Source organism: Halopiger djelfimassiliensis (genome assembly GCF_000455365.1).
GTDB lineage: Archaea > Halobacteriota > Halobacteria > Halobacteriales > Natrialbaceae > Halopiger_B > Halopiger_B djelfimassiliensis.
The window spans coordinates 168,755-186,585 of sequence record NZ_HG315687.1; the positions used below are offsets into that span (position 1 = coordinate 168,755).

Here is a 17,831-nt window from a genome sequence, read left to right on the forward strand (position 1 = left end):
CGTTTTCGTAACGGCACGTAATGTCCGACGAATCGGGGGGCGGTGACGGGAGCAACACTGACGGTGAAACCGGGGACCGAGACACGGACGTCCTTCTCACGGCCGACGAGCCTGTGGACGTCGATCCGTCGATTCTGCACCTCTCGCCGGCCGAACGGGAGGCTCGCGGGATCACGGACGACGACGTCCGCGAGGCGTTTCGAGCGGTACTCGTCTCCGGAACCGACGAACAGAAAGACCTCCGCGGCGTCACCCTGCCATCCCTCTCGCTTGACCGAGCCACGATAACGAGCGCCGACCGAAACCCGGTCGATCTCAGCGGGGCAACCATCGAGGAACTCTCGCTCGAGTACTCCCGGGTTACGCTGCCGCTCGTGCTCGACGACGCGACGATCGGGGCGCTTCGATTGAGAGAGGCACACCTCGAATCAGCCCTGTCGTGTTCGGATGCGACGATCACCGGTCCCGTCGACTGCTTCGAGGCACGGTTCGATGACGACGTCCTGTTCGACGGGACGACCTTCGACGGGCCGGTCGACTGCGACGAAGCGACCTTCGACGACGACGTTCGCTTCGACGGTGCCACGTTCGACGACGCGGTTACGTTCCGCGCCGCGGAGTGTCACGGCGATTCGAATCACCTCGAGGACAACACGAGGTTTTCCGCGGCGACGTTTCGCGACGCCGTGAGCTTTCGCGAGACGGAGTTCGGCTTCACCCGGTTCGACGGCGTCACGTTCCACGGCGACGCCGTCTTTCAGGAGGCGACGTTCACCGGCGACGCGGAGTTCGAACGCGCTGACTTCGGCGCGCTCGCGGACTTCGACGAGGTCCGGTTCGGCGGCGACACCGCGTTCGACGGGGCCGCGTTCCGGGGGCGAGCGGACTTCCGTGGGGTATCGTTTGCCGGCGGCGCACGGACGCTGGTCGACGACGCGAGTTTCGCCGACGCGACCTTTCACGAGGAGGCCACGTTCTACCACGCCTCGTTTCGGTACGTAACGTTTGCCACCGCCGAATTCCGCGCCGATGCACACTTCGAGTCCGCGAGGTTCGACGGCGACGCCGACTTCCCCGATGTTACGTTCGCCCGCGAGGTCGACTTCGACGAGACGCGGTTTCGCGGGGATGCCGACTTCTCGGGCGTCTCCTTCGACGGGCCGTGCGTGTTTCGCGGCTGCGAGTTCGAGGGCGGTTCGAACCACCTGCAAGACGACGTCTCCTTCGAGTGCGCCCGGTTCGCCGACGACGTCGACTTTCACGACGCCGAGATCACGAGCGTGAACTTCGAGGGGACGGCCTTCGGCGGAACGGTCGATTTCAGCGGCTGCGTCGTCTCCGAACGGATCGACATCAGGGCGCGGGGGATCGACGACGACGCGTTTGTAGACTTCTCCCGCGGGAAGATCCGCAGCGGCCGTATCGTTCAGCCCGCAGAGGGCTGGGTGCGCTACGACCTGACGCTTGCGAGCATCGGCGACGTCGATCTCGAGGCCGAGCGGGTCGACGACCGCAGACAGTTGCTCGATTACTTCCGGTTCTGTCGGACGGAGTTCGACGAGTTCGACGGCCACACGTTCGATTTCAGCGGCCACCGCGAGTATCTCGACCGAAACGGCTGGACGATCCACACCTTCGACGAACCCTCGGCTGTCGACCCCGAGTACGCCCTCGAGATGAGGCCGGAAGTCGTCGAGACGACCTACCTCAAGGCCAAACAGAGCGCACAGGACGTCGGCGACATGAAGATCGCCGGGGAGTTTCGCGTCAAGCGCCAACAGTACAGCCGGAAAAAGAGCCTCGGGGTCGTCCGCGACGCCGAGGCGGGGCTGTTGACCCGGACGAAGAACTTCGGCCGCGCGGTCGAGAACCTCTTTTTGGGGGTTACCTGTGGCCACGGGATGCGGCCCATGCGGATCGGCCTCGCGTTCGCCGTCGCGCCGCTGTTTTTCGCGATCCCGTACGCGTTCGGCGGGCCGCTGTTCGAAACCGGAGCCGAGGGCTTCTACGAGAACCTCTATTTCAGCTACATTAGCTACACGACGATCGGGTACGGCGACATCGGCCCGCAGGGGCCGCTCGCCCGCCTGCTTGCCGGCTCCGAGGCGTATCTCAGTACGATCCTGTCGGCGCTGCTCGTGTACGCGCTCGTCAAACGCTCCGAACTGTAACCGACCGATCGCTGTCGGTGCGTATTTCTGCCGACGGCGACAACTCACACCGATGAGTTCCGAGGAACCCGTCGATCTCGAGGACGTCGGCGTCGATCCGAACGACTACGACGCACTCGAGGGCGCGGACGTACAGCTGCGAGTCAACGAACACGGCCTTCACATCGTCGACGACCTCGAGACGGGCGTTTCCAGCCAGGGACAGGACCCCGAGGAAGCGATGGCGAACCTCGCGGAGGCGGTCGACTCCTACAGGGAGGCGACCGACGACGAGACGGCCGACGATTGGTTGTAACTCCCTCCCTTCGTTCGACAGCCGGTGTGGTTATATGATGGGGGTGGATACGGGCAACTATGACGGCTCGACGGGATCGCGTCGAAACGGTATTGCGGGCGATCGTTCACGAACTCAAGGTCGAGCGCGTGACGTTCATGGCCGGCAGCATCGCGTACAACGCCTTCCTCTCCCTGCTTCCGTTGCTGTTGCTCTTGCTTTCGATCATCAGTACCGTCGGGAACCGGACGCTCGAGGAAGGATTAGTTTCGATTACGCGCGCGGCGCTGACCCCCGGCGCGGCGGACGTACTCGTCGCGGAACTCCGGTCGGGATCGGCCGGGGCCTCGATCGTCGGTCTCGGCGCGCTCCTGTGGGGGGCGCTCCGTATCTTTCGGAGCCTCGATATGGCGTTCTCGGATATCTACGAGTCGCAGGCTGCGAACACGCTGCCAAACCAGATCCGTGATGGGATCATCGTACTGGTCTCGGTGACGGCCGTCGTCGGCCTCGTTGCCGCCGTCGAAACGCTCGCGCCGGGTGGACTCGGCGGAGCCGGCGGGGTCGTCGGCTGGGTCGTCCAGCGAGTCCTGCTCGTCGTTGCCGCAGGGGCGGCGTTGCTGCCGATGTACTACCTCTTTCCGGACGAGGAGGACATGGCCGTCGTGGAGGCGCTTCCGGGCGTGGCCGTCACCGCTGTCGGTCTCGTCGCCGCGGAATCGCTGTTTCGCCTGTACATTCAGTACAGCTCCACGAACGCCGAGAACAGCCTGCTCGCCGGTATCATCGTCCTGATGACGTGGTTGTACGTCAGCGGTCTCGTCATCCTCGTCGGCGCGGCCGTCAACGCCGTGCTCTCGAACCGAAGCGAGGACGTTTCGATCCAGCCGGTGATCGGTGGCGTTCCCGTCGACGAGGGCGACGAGCACGCCGACGCGACCCCAGCGGACGGGATCGAGGTGAGCGGCGGCGATCCCACGGATCCCGTTCGGGCGATCGACGACCTTCGCGAACGCCTGCCGACGGCGACCGACGTTCGGATCGTCGTTGACGGGAAGGCCGTCGCGGTGCCGCCGCCGGACCGGATCGACGCCGACCGCGAGACGTCACCGATCCCGTTCGTCAACGACACCGTTGGCGTCGATCTGTCCTGGAACGTGCCGGACCGCGACCCCGATTCCGACGACGAGCAGCGAGCCGAACCGGCGGCCGACGAACGCGACTCGCAGGCTCCAACTTTACGCACGCAGTCGTAGTCCGGCGCGTATGCCGGAGTACGACGTCGTCGTCATCGGGGGTGGATCGGGCAGTCAGGTCGCGACCGCGGCCGCGGACCGCGGTCTCGAGGCGGCCGTGATCGAACGCGGTCCCCTCGGGGGTGCCTGTGTTACGCGTGGCTGTGTCCCGTCGAAGGCGCTTATCCACCGGGCCGACGTCGTCGACGAGGTGCGACGCGCCGAGGCGTTCGGCGTCGCGGCCGAGGTGACGGGCGTCGACTACGACGGGATCACGACCGCGATCCGCGAGACCGTCTTCCGGAAAGCGAATCGGCAGGAAGCGAACCTGCGGGAGGGCGACCACACGACGCTGTACGCAGGTGAGGCCCGGTTCGTCGACGAGCGGACGCTCGTGGTCGATCCGAACGATGGCGGCGACGACATCCGGGTTCGCGGCGACGCCGTCGTCATCGCAGCCGGCAGCCGTCCCGTGATCCCGCCGATCGACGGCATCGAGGACGTCTCGGTTCTCACCAGCGACGACGCGCTCTTTCTCGAGGAGCGACCCGACGACCTCGTCGTCGTCGGCGGCGGTTACATCGGGACCGAGCTGGGCTATTTCTTCGGCGCGCTCGGCACCGACGTGTCGATCGTCGGCCGCAGCGACCGGCTGGTGCCACGGGAGGACACTGACGTAAGCGAGGTCGTGACCGCCTCGCTCGAGCGCTATTGCGACGTCTACACCGGCTACGAGGCCACCGAAGTCGAGCAGGGAGACGGGGATATCACAGTCACGGCGGCCTCGACCGACGGAACCGACGACGCGGTCGATCTCGTCGCCGACGATCTCCTGCTGGCGACCGGCCGCCGTCCGAACACCGACGCCCTGAACCTCGAGGCGGCCGGCGTCGAGACCGACGACGAGGGGGCCGTCGAAACCGACGCAACCCTCGAGACGACCGCCGACGGCGTCTGGGCGCTCGGCGACGTCCTCGGCGACCAGCCGTTCAAGCACGCCGCCGACGACGAGGCCGTCGTCGTCTCGGCGAACGTCCTCGACGGGGTGGGGCGAACAGTCGACTACGAGGCGATGCCTCACGCGATTTTCACCAACCCACGGGTCGCGAGCGTCGGCCGGACCGAACGCGAGCTCGAGGACGAGGGCCGGGAGTACGAGGCCGTGACGGTGCCCTACGGGGCCGCGCCGCTGGGGATGATTCTGGAGGCCGACGACGGGTTCGTGAAGGCGATCGCCACACCTGACGGCGAGATCCGTGGCTGTCACATCGTCGGCCCGCAGGCCGAACTGCTGATCCACGAGGTCGTCGTCGCGCTGGACAGCGCCGAGGGGACCGTCGACGACGTGGCGAAGCCGGTCCACGTCCATCCGGCGCTGAACGAAGTCGTCTACGCGGCCTTCGACGAACTCTCGGACAAACCGTACTCGACGGCCCCCGACTGGCGGGACGTAAGCGACGGGTAACGGGGCGACGAGCGAGTTACGCCGACCGCTCGACGATCGTAACCGTCGTCGTCTGCCGCTGGAACCCGGTATCGAAGACGGCCGTTCGGTCGCCCGACTCCACGTCGGAACCGATCGTCGCGTGGGTCGTATAGCCGGCGAGCGTGTCGCCGTCGATCCGCTCCGAGAACACCTTCGGCGGCGCGCCCGGGACCTCGAAGACGCCCTTGAACGGCCCCGGACCACCCTCGTTCCGGACCCGAACGTCGACCGTCGCGATCGTCCCTGGTCGAACCTCGGCGTCGGCGTCGAACGAGACGCTCGTGAGACGAGGGGGATTCGACAGGCGATCGAGGACGTCCCGATAGACCGGATGCGATTCACCGCCGACCAGCACTGTGGCGCTCTCGGCCGCTACGTTCAGCGGTACCTCGAATCCCACGTCGAGCCGGCCGTCCGCCGTCGCGGTGAACGAACTGGCGTACTCGGTCCCGTCCAGCCGAAGGGCCACGTCGCTCGCATCGCTCGTCGGTGCGCCGAACGTGACGACGACGTACTGCCGGTCCTCGGTCGCCAGGATCTCGGGTCGTCGCCCGTCGCGCGGTCGTACGTACTGGAGCATCGCGGAAATCCCCGCTATCTCCGCCGACGCGGTTTCGCCGGGGCGGTCTCCGGTCTCGCTCGACGGCGACCCCTCGGAGCGAGAGGACGAACAGCCCGCGAGCGCGCTCGCGCCGGCGGTCGCGAGGAGAACCCGACGCCGGTCGACGACTGCGTTCATAGGCCACGATTCGTATCGGCGAGCATCAATGTACGGGGTCGGACGGGATAGCGGCCCGCCAGTCGACAGCGCGCTGGAACGCGCTACGCGTCGACGGGCCCGTGTTCTACCTCGCCCTCGTGGGCGAGCCACTCCGTGAGGCTCCCCTCGTAGACGTTGACGTCGTCGTAGCCCAGCGCGTCGAGCACGACGTAGGTGTGGCTGATCCGGCGAGCGGTGTTACAGTAAAGGACGACCTCGCGGTCCGGCGTAATGCCGTACTCGGCCAGCAGCGTCTCGAGCTCGTCGGCCGGCTTTAACCGACGGCTCTCCTCGTCGACGACGTCGCGCCAGTCGAACCGAACCGCGCCGGGAAGGCGCGCCTCCTCGAACTCGTCCCGTTCGCGCGTATCCACGACGACGGCGTCGCGCTCGAGGGCTGCCTCGACGGTTTCGCGGTCGATCAGCGGACTCTCGTCCGGGGACAGCGGATCGGGATCGTACTCCGTCGACTCGACGGGCGGCGCTTCGGTCGCCGCCTCGTACGCGCGATTCCAGGCGCTGTAGTCGCCGTCGAGCAGTTTCACGTCCGCGTGGCCGTACTCGCGCGCGGTGAGTACGAACCGGGCGGCGAAGACGCCGTAGGTGTCGTCGTAGGCGACGATCGTGTCCTCGGGGCTGATACCGGCCGCCGAGAGCAGGTCGGCGAAGGCCTCGGCGCCGGGGAGGGTCCCTCGGTCGACGTCGCTCTCGTCGCGGTAGCTCTCGAACGGGACGTTCACGGCACCGGGAACGTGCCCGATACCGTCGAACTCCCAGCCGTCCCTGACGTCGACGACCCGGACCTGCGGATCGTCGAGTCGCGCTGCGAGCCAGTCGGGGGCAACGACGGATTCGTCCATCGTCCCCACGGTCACAGCGAAGCCCCGAGAACACATCGATCCCGGCAGGCTTCCCTCCGCTACCGAGATAGTGGCAATTATTACCCATTTCAGGCCGGGTGGGTGCCAGTTTCGGCCCGTCGTTCGTCGGGGTTTCGTGGGATGCGACGCTAGCCGTCGGCTCCGGCCCGCGACCGCGAGCCGCCGCTCGAGGAACCGGCAACTGTCTCCGGCACGGTCGACCCCCGTCCGAAATTGTCCGCTTCGGGAGACACTATGTCCCCGGGGTACGATGGGCCGTATATGGCAACCGACTACGCCAAAGACGTACTCGTGTCCGCCGACTGGGTCGAGGACCGACTCGACGAGTTCCAGGCCGACGACGCTGCCCTCCGACTGGTGGAGGTCGACGTCGACACGGAGGCCTACGAAGAAGCGCACGCGCCCGGCGCGATCGGATTCAACTGGGAGACACAGTTGCAGGACCAGACCCAGCGGGACATCCTCGAGAAGGACGACTTCGAGGAACTGCTCGGCAGTCACGGCATCAGCGAGGACGATACCGTCGTCCTCTACGGTGACAACTCCAACTGGTTCGCCGCCTACGCCTACTGGCAGTTCAAGTACTACGGCCACGACGACGTGAAACTGCTCGACGGCGGCCGGGAGTACTGGCTCGAGAACGGGTATCCGACGACCGACGAGCAGCCCGACTTCTCCGAGACCGAGTACGACGCCGCCGGCCCGCGGGAGAACATCCGCGCCTACCGCGAGGACGTCGAGAAGGCGATCGAACGCGGTGTACCGCTGGTCGACGTCCGCTCGCCGGAGGAGTACCGCGGCGAGGTGCTCGCCCCGCCGGGACTGCAGGAGACCGCCCAGCGTGGCGGCCACATCCCCGGTGCGAAGAACATCTCGTGGGCCGCCGTCACCAACGACGACGGCACGTTCAAAGATCCCGACGAACTCGAGGAACTCTACGCCGAGGAGGGAATCACTGGCGAGGAGACGACCGTCGCCTACTGCCGCATCGGCGAACGGTCGTCGGTCGCGTGGTTTGCCCTGCACGAACTGCTCGGCTACGAGGACGCCGTCAACTACGACGGTTCCTGGACCGAGTGGGGCAACTTGGTCAGCGCCCCGATCGAGAAGGGCGAGGCCGAGTGAACGTAGTGAGCGAAGCCTCGAATCGGAACGGGGAGCGCAAGCGACCCGTGGAGAAGGGCGAGGCGGACGACTGAGGGAAGTGAACGAGTCCGTCTCGTAGCGAAGCGGGGAGCGACCCGTGGAGCAGGGCGAGGCGGACGACTGAGTATAACGAAGGAACTCTCGTATTCCGTTCGGCGCTCTCGAGCAGGGTAGCGCGGCTCGTAGCCGCAAACGAGCGACGGAACGGGCGATCGATGGGTGGCCCGTCCACCGCGGTCCCGAACGGAATTGCTTTTCAATTCGATGTCGTAATTCGAACCGATGGACGATGAAACCGAATCGTGGATCGCCAGTCGGAAAACGACGAACATGCTGCTCGCGTTCGGAATCGTCGTCCTCGCCGCGGGCTTCGTCAGCGTCGGTGATATCGGCCCCGCCTCGATACGATTCGTTTCGGAGACGCTCCTCGTTTTGATCCTCGTCGGTGCGTTACTGCTCGTCCTCGGGTACTTGATGCACTCCGACGGTGACTGACTCGAGGCGACAACTGGTCACGTAGACGATACTCCTAACTCCCGTCCGCTCGAATGCCCGCCTATGGTCGATTTCGAGACGTTCGTCGAGACCGTTCGCGAGGAAAACCGGACCGCTCTTTCACGACTCGGCTCCTCGAAGTCACTCTATGCGGACACCGGCGGCGACATCGAGACGGAACCCGTTCTCGAGGCGACCGTCGACGCCGAACACGCCGCCTGGCAGACGTTCGATGAGTGGGCGGACACCGAGGATCACGAGGCCGCTCGCGAGGCCTTCGAGACCACGGCCGCGGAGGAACGCGACCACTTCGAGACAGCCAGCGAGCAACTCGGCGACGACGCCTACGAGCCACGGACAGTACCTGCCCTCCACGAGTACCTGCGTGGCCTCGAGTCGACGATCGAACGCGTCGGCGCACTCGCCGGACGGATCCTCGCGAGCAAACGCTCGAAAGAGCAGGTCGTGGGCTATTTCGTCGGCGACGCCGACCCACAGACCGCCGACGTGTTCCGTGGCTTCGGCGACGACCTCGACGCCCAACTCGAGCGGACGCAAGCGTTGCTCGAGGACGTCTGCGAGGGTGACGACGACTGGGACCGGGCCACGGCGGCGGCGACCGGCGCGATCGAAGCCGCCTACGAGGAGTACGTCGAAAACCTGGAAGCGATGGGGGCGAACCCGAAGCCGGTCTGTTGACCTAGACGCCTTCGACCGTCTCCCGGAACGCACGGAGCGATTCGAGTGCCGCGTCGACGTGGGTGGCGACGTCGCCGCCTTCGTCGTCGGCGATTTCGGTGAGGATGTGTTCGTGGCGTGCCAGTCGACCGTGATCCGGGCCGCGATCGGCGGTCGCCAGATCCGCGAGTTGCGTGGCCTGGTTCCGGAGCCGTTCGCGGGCCGTCTCGTCCGCGGCGGCGTCGGCCGCGTGCTCGAGCGATTCGGCTGCGTTCTCGAGTTCCGTTCGGACCATACGGATCCGTTCGGCGGCGGCCGACAAAACGTTTCACCGACCGTCGGGTCGTTGCGGTGCCCGACGAACGACGGCGACGGCCAGTTCTCAGACGACCCGTTCGACGCGGCCTTCCAGTTCGAGGTGCGTCACGCTATCGGGCGTCAGCCCGGAGACCGCGTCGTGGAAGTTCGAGCGATAGCTTGCCGGACCCTCGTGGGCCATTTCGGCGGCGCGCTCGCCCGCGATGCCGAACGCGAGCGTGCCGTGGACGGCGGCCGCGTGATCGTCCTCGAGCGCGCCCCGGAAGGCCGCAAGCGTGACGCCGAGCATACAACCGGTGCCGACGACCGTCGAGAGCATTTCGTGGCCGGCGGTGAGTCGGTAGGCGCTGTTCGAGTCCGCCACGACGTCCTCGACGCCCGAGGCGACGACGGTCGCGCCGGTCGAATCGGCCAGCGAGCGCGCGGTGTCCTCGATGTCGTCGTAGTCGCCGATCGACTCGACGCCTTTTACCTCTGCCTCGACGCCGGCGAGGGAGCTGATCTCTCCGTAGTTGCCCTTGATAATGCTGAACTCGACCTCCTCGAGCAGTGCCTGCGCGACGCTCGCCCGCGTCGGCGTCGAGCCAACCCCGACCGGATCGAACACGATCGGCACCCCGCGTTCGGTCGCCGTTCGGGCGGCGTCGTGCATCGCCTCGATTTTCGTTTCGGGGACCTGTCCGGTGTTGAATAGGACCGCATCGGCGAGTTCGGCCATCTCGCCGGCGTCGCCGGGCGAATCGGCCATCACCGGCAGCGCATCCCAGTGGAGGGTGAGGTTGGCCACGTCGTTCATCGTCACCTCGTTTGTCAGCGCCTGAACGAGCGGTTCGGAATCGGCGATCGATTGCAGGGAGTCGGCGAGTTCCGCGCCGGTCACGTCGATCTGGTCAGCCATCGCCTTCCGTTCCGTTCCGGATACCCTTCGCGGTTTCGACGGTCCCTGCAAGGGAGGCAGTCGCGGCCGTCGGATCCGCAGCCGCGGTGATCTCCGAAATCACGGCGACGCCGCTCGCCCCAGCGTCGACGACCGGCCCCGCGTTGTCGGCCGTGATCCCGCCGATGCCGACTACCGGGATCGAGACGGCATCGACGATCTCGGCGATCCGCTCGGGACCGACGCCATCCTTGTACTCGGCGACGTCCTTCGACGTCGTTCCGTAAACCGTCCCGACGCCGAGATAGTCCGCGCCCGCGGCCTCCGCCTCGAGGGCCTGGTCGACCGTCGCGGTCGAACAGCCGACGACCGCGTCCGGCCCGAGCAGATCGCGTGCGACCTCGACCGGCAGATCCGACTGTCCCACGTGGACGCCGTCGGCGTCGATCGCCTCCGCGATATCGATCCGATCGTTGACGATCAGGTCCACGCCCGCGTCCGCGGTCAGTTCGCGTATCTCGAGGCCGAGTTCGTACCGCCAGCGGGCGTCGGTGTCTTTCTCACGCAGTTGGACGACGTCGACGCCGCCGTCGATCGCCGCCTCGACGATTTCGACGGTCGAGCGCCCGTTCGAGAGCGATTGCTGGGTGACGAGGTACGTGCCGTAGTTCGAGGGATCCATAGCCGAGATGGGGGAACTGCGCCACTAAGCGGCTTCGAAGCAGCTACGACCGCAACAGGGACCGAACGCCGGTCGTGACGACACTGTACACGAAACCAAGCGTCGTTCGGAGGTCGCTGTCGGAGCGGGTCAGGGACGGAACCGTAACGAACGCGGCGATGACGAGTCCGAGTACGCCGGCGAGGGCGAAAATGGGTCGAACCGGGACAGCCACGATCGCGGCGAGCAGGGCCGTGAACGCGACGAGCGCCGGGAGACCGGCGTGAACGACGGGACGAACTGCATCGGACGGAGGGCTGTCAGGACGCAGCGTTCGGCCAAGCCGGTGGAGTTGCCAGCCGCCGAACGTCCCAAGCGATGCGCCGAGTAACAGAACGGCGTCCGGATCGGCGCTGCTCACGACGAACGCGACCGCACCGAGGACGACCGCCAGCGAGAACGCGACCACCCCTTCGTCGGACGGCACCCGTGTCACCGCCCGGCCCGCGACGAGTACGAACGCGAGCCCGATCCCGACGCCGGCGACGACATCGACGAGGTAGTGGACTCCGAGGGCCACTCGCGAAAGACAGACCACCGCGACGATAGTCGCCGCTCCGAGGACGCGCTGCCGGAGCGTGCCGATCGAGAGGCGACCGGCCAGACTGGTGTAGACGACGGTCGTGATGAACGCGTGCCCGCTCGGAAAGCCGTAGCCGTCCGCCGTCGCCGTCGCTTCGTACAGCGGCCGGATCAGTACCGGGAGCGTTTCGAGGGCAACGAGTGGCTGCTCCGGCCGCGGCAAGGCGAACACGTGTTTCAACGCGGTGACGGTCGAGAGGCCGGCGAGCAGCAACCCGGTGACGATCGCGGCGTCCTCGCGTCTGTCGGGCCGAAACAGGTACAGAGAGCCGACGAGAAGCGCGAGAAACCACACGTCGCCCAGCTGGGTGACGAGGGCGACGAGGACCGCCGCCCACTCGGGGATCACCTCCTGAAGCGGCCCGAACTCTCCGACTCCTCGAGACATACCACTAGCTACCGAGTGCCGGATACATAAGATTCCGCCGACCGACACGTGCCGGCCGGTCGGCGGAGCGTCGTCGCTCGCCGCCGGGGCGTGCCGCTAGTGGCCCTGATCGTGGGGGTTTATCGCCGTTCCGTAGTTCTCGGCGTGGTCGGTGTAGTCGATAAAGCGCGGGGCGTCGGGATCGAACGGCCGCTCGAGGCTCTCGAAGGCCTTCTTCTTGTCCCAGCCCTGGAGTTTCCCGACCGCAGACTTGTCCTCCAGATCGTGGTAGTCGAGTTTCGGCTCGGTCAATTCCCAGGCGTTCATGCCCTGTTCGGTGCGAATGATGACGCTCGAATACTCGTCGGAGGAACCGACGGAGCCGACGGTAACGTCCGAACAGAAGCCGGTGAAGTCGGCACACTCGTCACAGCCTTTGAGCGCGGCGTCGTGGAAGTTCTCGATGTCCTCTTCGAGGATCATCTCGCCGTCGTGGTCGTAGACCATTAGCTTGCCATGCAGGACGTCCATCTTGCCGATCTCCGCCGGCGAGATGCCGCGTTGCTCCTCGAGTTGCTCGCCCATGAGGCTGTAGTAGTTGAAGTTCTTCGTACACATCAGCGAGATCGTGTACTCGACGGCGCGGATGCCCTCGTTCTGGGCCTGATAGTCCCACTCGAAGTCCTGCAGGGCACGGATGCCCTCGATCTCACACGGCGTCCCGACCAGAGCCAGCGAGAGGTCGTCCCAGTCCTTGTCGGGGAGCTTGTGCTCCCACTGGTTCAGATCGAGGTTGCCCAGCGCGAGCGTCTGGTTGTAGACCGTGCCGGCGTTTTCGATGAGTTCCTGTTCGGTCGTCGCGAGGAAGCTCTCGGCCTTCCAGGGTTCGTCGTCGCTTTCGGTCGCGATGAGCGCGCCGTCGATCTCGCCTTCCTCGAGCAGCGTCGCGAGGATGCCGGTGACGACGCCGCCGTCCTGAGCGTCGTCGGTCCAGTCGTCCTCGACGCGTGCGGAGAACTCGGTGATCGGGTCGCCGGCACCCTTGACGTTGTCCTCGCCGCCGGTGATCTTCCACTGGCGTTCGTACCGCATGCCGCCGCGGGGGCAGAAATCCCAGCAAAGCGAACAGCCGGTACACATCTTGACCAGCTTGGGGAGATCGTCCTCGCCGACGCCGATCGAGTCCGAGGGACAGGCGGCGACGCAGGTTCCACACTGGATACACCGACCCTCGTCGATGACCGCCTCGTCGAGTTCCATAAACCAGGTCTTCTCGTCCGGCGTTTCGATGTCGTTCATCGAAGAGCGGATCGAGTACTCCGGCGTTTCGAGATCGACGCCCTCCGGGATGCCGACGCGAGTGTCGGGCGCGTCGTCGTAGACGTCCTGACTGACGCCCTCGGCGGGTTCGGTGAACTCGAGGTCGCCGAGTTCTCCCTGCTCGTCGACGTTGGCGACGCCCGCCCCGTCGGTGGCGACCCGCTGGTCGGTCGACGCGGCGTCGGCCGTTCTCTCGCCGCAGGTGCAGGTCTCCGGCGAGCAACTGTCACCGCCGGCGCTGCTCCCATCCGTACGGATCGCACCCTCCCGAGCACGGTCCGTCCCGTCTCGAGACCGCGGCGCAGCGCTCCCCGTTTCGGGGACCATCACGGCTTCGTCGTCCGTACTTGACTCGGGAACGCGCGGGAACGCGCGCTCGGCAGCCTCGTCGGAGCCGTCAGTCCCCATGGGCGACACCCCGTGCGACCGGCGCATCCGCTCCCTGCATGATCCCCCGGAGCCGCTCGTTGTCGACGCGGCGGGTCCACTCGTAGAACTTCTCGCCGGCCTCCCGCTCGTCGCTGTAGACCTCGAACAGCTGCTCGAGCGCCGGGATCACGGCGTCGGCGGGCACGGCGTTTTCCACCCAGTCGAGGAACTCGTTGTCGGCACCCAGCGATCCGCCGAGTCCGAAGTCCATGCCCTCGACGATACCGGATTCGTCGTCCGTATCGAGTGTGACGGTCTCGCCGCGGAAGCCGATGTCCGCGATCTGGGGCTGGGCACAGGAGGCCGAACAGCCGGACATGTGCATCCGGATGGCCTCGATGTCGTCGGGGACGTCGATGCGCTCGTCGAGTTCGCGGGCCCAGCGTTTGGTGCGCTTTTTGGTCTCGATGATGGCGTAGTTACAGAACTCGTTGCCCGTACAGCCGACGGCACCGCGGGAGAACGGCCCCGGATCGGGACTGTACTCCCGAGCGAACGGCTCCGCGAGCAGGTCGTCGACGTTCTCCTCGGGGATGTGGGTGATGAGGAAGTTCTGATCGGTCGCCAGCCGGATCGAGGCGTCCTCGGTGCCGTACTTCTTGGCGGCCCGGGCCGCCTGCGCGAACTCGTCGCCGCCCATGCGGCCGGCGATCACGTTGAAGCCGACGTATTTCAGCCCGTCCCGTTTCTGGTCGTGCACGCCGACGTGGTCGCCCTGATAGCCGACGGTCAGATTTCGGCCGCCGTCGGGCAGGTCGACGGTACAGCGGTCGCGAACGGCTTCCTCGAACTTCTCGGCTCCCATCTGCTCGACGAGATACCGCATGCGGCAGACGCCGCGGTTGTTGCGGTCGCCGAGTTCCTTGAACGCCTGGGCGACGGCACGACAGAACTCGACGGCGTCCTCGGGTCTGATGAAGGCGTCGAGCTCCGACCCCATCCGCGGGCCGTCGGAAAGGCCGCCCCCGACACGGGCGTGGAACCCGTAGAGGTGCTGCCCGTCGATCTCCTTTTTCGCAGGGACGAGTCCGACGTCGTTGATCTGGGACTGCCCGCAGTCGTGTCGGCAGCCGGTGATCGTCATCTTGAACTTCCGCGGGAGGTTTGCGTACTCGCGGTTCTCCGTGAAGAAGTCGGAGACGGCTTCGATGACCGGTTGCGCGTTGAAACACTCGTGATCGCCGAGACCGGCCGCGGGACAGCCGAGGACGTTCCTGGCGGAGTCACCACAGCCCTGAATCGTCGTCAGACCGACCTCGTCGTAGCGCTCCCACATCTCGGGGACGTCCTCGACGCGGATCCAGTGTTTCTGGATGTCCTGTCGGGTCGTGATATCGAGGTACGCGTCGCCCCAGAGTTCGTTCTGTTCCTCGCCGCCGTACTCCTCGGGTGCGACGGCGTAATCGGCCGCACACTCCCCGATGACCTCGGCCTGTTCCGGCGTCAGGTAGCCGCCCGGGGCCTTGGTCCGGATCATGAAGTACCCCTCCTGCTTTTGGGCGTACATCCCGGCCCATTTCAGCCGTTCCCACTCTCCGTCGCCGGCGCGTGCTTCGATCTCCTCGAACGTCAACTGCTCGTCGGCGTAGTCGTACACGTCCTCGACGACGTCGAGCGGGTGTTTCTCCTGTTTGTGTTCTTCGACGGTGTTCATACGACCCACCCCCGCCGAGCGGTGTCGGTCAGCGGGTCGATCGGGCGCTCTTGACGGACCATTGTTTGGCGGGTAATACGCACCCGTCCCTATACCACCCCGCAACAAGGCGAATCATGACGGGGGTCGTTTGCAGCAGTAAATATTGCCCACTGTCTCCCTCCCCCGTTCCGACGAGCGACGGAGATCAGCCCGGTCAGGTCACGACGAACCGGTTTCCGCGCCCGGCCGCCGGCGGTCGTCACTGGTACCGGTTGTATTCTCCGGTAGACGTGCGTGATTCCGGTTTCAATCGACCGTCGCCGGCCGATCGGACCGTCGGTTACCACGGACCACCGGCTTCGCTGCACTCCCAGCCAGCTATTCGAAGCAGTCGACAGGGGTTCCCTCTCGCCGCGGATCGGGTTTGAACGCCGGACCGTCGGCGATGCCGTCGTACACTGCCCGGAGGAGGACGTGGTTGTCAGCGTAGTAGGTCGTCCGGACGTCCCACTCGTCGCGTTCCGCGTGGGCGGTCCCTGTCGTCACGTCGTAGACGACCGCCACCAGCACGGCGTCGCGGTCGCGGTCGGTTTCGACGTCGGTCGCCTGTCGAGCGGTGAGGGAAAACTCGAAGCTCCGCGCCTGATTCCCGTATCGTTCGAGCAACTCGTTTCGCCGGTACGCGCGCTCGAACTCGGTGACGTACTGACTCGCATCCGCGGACAGCGAGTCGGGGCGGGACGGATACTCGAGCGGGTCGGGGGCGTCGTCGTCGCTCGGGTCGCCGGGAACGGGACGGGAAACGTCGGTACAGTCGTACGTCGACGGGTCGACGGGGCCGCTCGGGGCCGGCGTCTCGTCCGATCCGGTCAATCGACTCTCGAAACACCCCGCTGTGAGCCCGGCGAACGAGGCGACCGACGTAAGAAGGGCACGGCGAGAACGGGAAACGCGCATACCTACGTGTCAATAACCTATTAGAAGTGCTTTGTGTCTCCGATCGAGTGGGTCGTCCCGGTCGGTCGAAAAGGTGTCACGCGAAACGGCTGTCGTTTCGACCCCGAATGCCGACCGCCGGACGCGACTGCCGAACTAGGCGTCCGTCTCGAGCAACCGGTTGACCATCTCGTCGGGATCGAACCGTTCGATGTCGTCGTAGCCCTGTCCGACGCCGAGGAACAGAATCGGTTTCCCGGTGACGTGAGCGATCGAGATCGCCGCGCCGCCGTTAGAGTCGGCGTCGGCTTTCGTCAGGATCGCGCCGTCGATCTCGGCGGCCTCGTTGAACTCGCGGGCACGGTTGACCGCATCCTGGCCGGCGACTGCCTCGTCGACGAACAGCGTCATATCGGGATCGACCACCCGGTCGATCTTCTCGAGTTGGTCCATCAGCCCCTCGTCGGTGTGGAGTCGTCCCGCGGTGTCACCGAGGACGATGTCGACGTCGTTGGCTTCGGCGTACTCGACGGCGTCGTACAACACTGCGGCGGGGTCGCCGCCCTGCTCGTGGCTGATGAGTTTCGTCCCCAGCGCGTCGGCGTGTTCTTGGATCTGTTCGTTTGCCCCGGCGCGGTAGGTGTCGCCGTTTGCCATCACCGTCGAGTAGCCCCGCTCCTCGAAGTAGCGGCTCATCTTGGCGATCGAGGTGGTTTTGCCCACGCCGTTAACGCCGGTGAAGACGATGGTGACGGGCTTGTCCTCGATAGCGATGCGCTCGTCGAAGTCGAACTGGCCGACGCTGATCACGTCGAGGATCGCCTCGCGAAGGGCGTCCTCGACGACTTCGCCGGTCGAGGTCGTAAACGTCCGCGTTTCCCCGACCAGCTCGTCGCGGATGGTATCGAGGATCTCGTCGGCGACGCTCATCTCCACGTCGCTCGAGAGCAACGCCATCTCGAGTTCGTGCAAGGGGTCTTCGAGGTCCTCCTCCTCGATGACGAACTTTCCTTTCACGAAGGATTTGGCCTTGCGCCCGAATCCGGTCGCGTTGTCGTCGGATTCCTCCTCGGTCTCGGAATCGGCGTCGTCGGTCGGCTCCCCGTCGGTGGCACCCGAATCCTCCGCGGGTTCAGCCGCCTCGGAGTCGGCTTCCGGCGGGCGTGATCCGTTCGCACCCCCCGGTTCGGTCCCGACGTCGGCGGCCGACTCGGTTTCGGCCGTCTCCGGCGTGGCCGCGGGCTCCGCTTCAGCCGTCTCCGGTGTCGCCGCGGGCTCGGCAGCGGCCCGTGGCTCGGCCTCGGCTTCGACGTCGGCCTCGGCTTCCCCAGCCGCTCCCGTCGTCTCGGAAGCGTCCGCAGCCTCCGTCGCCGTCTCCTCTTCTTCGAGTTCGGCTTCGTCGACCTCCTCGACGTTCTCTTCGGCGGCTTCTTCGGCGTCTTTACGGAAGCTCCCGAGCTTCTCTTTCAGGTTATCGAACATGGGTGTCGGTAGGGGTTTCGAACGGGGTCGGTGCGGT

The 17,831-nt window shown here is 66.2% G+C and carries 17 protein-coding genes; 7 read left to right on the forward strand and 10 right to left on the reverse strand.

The window, feature by feature from the left end:
* Positions 1–20 precede the first annotated feature (20 nt).
* From TX80_RS16240 to TX80_RS16255, 4 genes are read left to right on the forward strand one after another with little or no spacing between them, the layout of a single operon-like run.
* Positions 21–2,171: a pentapeptide repeat-containing protein gene (locus TX80_RS16240; RefSeq protein WP_049924292.1), complete on the forward strand. Its 2,151-nt coding sequence runs from the start codon at positions 21–23 to the stop codon at positions 2,169–2,171.
* Between the two features lie 52 nt (positions 2,172–2,223).
* Positions 2,224–2,466 carry a type II toxin-antitoxin system HicB family antitoxin gene (locus tag TX80_RS16245; RefSeq protein ID WP_049924293.1) on the forward strand — a complete coding sequence of 81 codons (243 nt, stop codon included), beginning with the start codon at positions 2,224–2,226 and terminating at the stop codon, positions 2,464–2,466.
* Positions 2,467–2,525: 59 nt separating this feature from the next.
* Positions 2,526–3,701 carry a YihY/virulence factor BrkB family protein gene (locus TX80_RS16250; protein ID WP_049924294.1) on the forward strand — a complete coding sequence of 392 codons (1,176 nt, stop codon included), beginning with the start codon at positions 2,526–2,528 and terminating at the stop codon, positions 3,699–3,701.
* 10 nt (positions 3,702–3,711) lie between these two features.
* The gene (locus TX80_RS16255) at positions 3,712–5,145 is read left to right on the forward strand and encodes a dihydrolipoyl dehydrogenase (protein WP_049924295.1); all 1,434 of its coding nucleotides are present in this window, start codon (positions 3,712–3,714) and stop codon (positions 5,143–5,145) included.
* Between the two features lie 16 nt (positions 5,146–5,161).
* Here the strand turns inward: TX80_RS16255 and TX80_RS16260 are convergent, their stop codons facing one another.
* Both TX80_RS16260 and TX80_RS16265 read right to left on the reverse strand, forming a co-directional pair.
* On the reverse strand, positions 5,162–5,905 hold the full coding sequence (locus TX80_RS16260; protein WP_049924296.1) for a hypothetical protein: 744 nt from the start codon (positions 5,903–5,905) through the stop codon (positions 5,162–5,164).
* 83 nt (positions 5,906–5,988) lie between these two features.
* Positions 5,989–6,786 (reverse strand): sulfurtransferase, encoded by a 798-nt coding sequence (locus TX80_RS16265; RefSeq protein ID WP_049924298.1) that lies wholly within the window; start codon positions 6,784–6,786, stop codon positions 5,989–5,991.
* Positions 6,787–7,068: 282 nt separating this feature from the next.
* On the opposite strand from TX80_RS16265, the gene TX80_RS16270 reads away from it, so the two are divergent.
* From TX80_RS16270 to TX80_RS16280, 3 genes are all read left to right on the forward strand, one after another.
* Entirely contained in the window at positions 7,069–7,932 is an 864-nt protein-coding gene (locus TX80_RS16270) for a sulfurtransferase (protein WP_049924299.1), read from the forward strand.
* Between the two features lie 303 nt (positions 7,933–8,235).
* A complete protein-coding gene (locus TX80_RS16275; RefSeq protein ID WP_049924301.1) occupies positions 8,236–8,448 on the forward strand; it encodes a hypothetical protein in 213 nt (70 codons plus the stop codon).
* 63 nt (positions 8,449–8,511) lie between these two features.
* The gene (locus TX80_RS16280) at positions 8,512–9,147 is read left to right on the forward strand and encodes a hypothetical protein (RefSeq protein ID WP_049924302.1); all 636 of its coding nucleotides are present in this window, start codon (positions 8,512–8,514) and stop codon (positions 9,145–9,147) included.
* Position 9,148: 1 nt separating this feature from the next.
* On the opposite strand, the gene TX80_RS16285 is transcribed toward TX80_RS16280, so the two are convergent.
* The 8 genes from TX80_RS16285 to ftsY all read right to left on the reverse strand — a co-directional run bounded on the left by TX80_RS16285 (position 9,149) and on the right by ftsY (position 17,794).
* Positions 9,149–9,421, reverse strand: coding sequence for a DUF7553 family protein (locus TX80_RS16285; RefSeq protein WP_049924534.1), 273 nt, complete (start codon positions 9,419–9,421; stop codon positions 9,149–9,151).
* 87 nt (positions 9,422–9,508) lie between these two features.
* Complete coding sequence (gene thiM / locus TX80_RS16290) at positions 9,509–10,342, reverse strand: hydroxyethylthiazole kinase (RefSeq protein WP_049924303.1); 834 nt, start codon at positions 10,340–10,342, stop codon at positions 9,509–9,511.
* Positions 10,335–11,003, reverse strand: coding sequence for a thiamine phosphate synthase (thiE, locus tag TX80_RS16295; RefSeq protein ID WP_049924305.1), 669 nt, complete (start codon positions 11,001–11,003; stop codon positions 10,335–10,337). The genes thiM and thiE overlap by 8 nt, the downstream gene beginning before the upstream one ends.
* A gap of 43 nt (positions 11,004–11,046) precedes the next feature.
* Complete coding sequence (locus tag TX80_RS16300) at positions 11,047–12,012, reverse strand: phosphatase PAP2 family protein (RefSeq protein ID WP_049924306.1); 966 nt, start codon at positions 12,010–12,012, stop codon at positions 11,047–11,049.
* Positions 12,013–12,108: 96 nt separating this feature from the next.
* On the reverse strand, positions 12,109–13,719 hold the full coding sequence (locus TX80_RS16305) for a Coenzyme F420 hydrogenase/dehydrogenase, beta subunit C-terminal domain (protein WP_049924307.1): 1,611 nt from the start codon (positions 13,717–13,719) through the stop codon (positions 12,109–12,111).
* Positions 13,709–15,394, reverse strand: coding sequence for a nitrite/sulfite reductase (locus tag TX80_RS16310; protein ID WP_049924309.1), 1,686 nt, complete (start codon positions 15,392–15,394; stop codon positions 13,709–13,711). The genes TX80_RS16305 and TX80_RS16310 overlap by 11 nt, the downstream gene beginning before the upstream one ends.
* Positions 15,395–15,754: 360 nt before the next feature.
* A complete protein-coding gene (locus tag TX80_RS16315) occupies positions 15,755–16,333 on the reverse strand; it encodes a hypothetical protein (RefSeq protein ID WP_049924310.1) in 579 nt (192 codons plus the stop codon).
* Positions 16,334–16,468: 135 nt separating this feature from the next.
* Positions 16,469–17,794 carry a signal recognition particle-docking protein FtsY gene (gene ftsY, locus TX80_RS16320; RefSeq protein WP_049924312.1) on the reverse strand — a complete coding sequence of 442 codons (1,326 nt, stop codon included), beginning with the start codon at positions 17,792–17,794 and terminating at the stop codon, positions 16,469–16,471.
* Between the last annotated feature and the right edge of the window lie 37 nt (positions 17,795–17,831).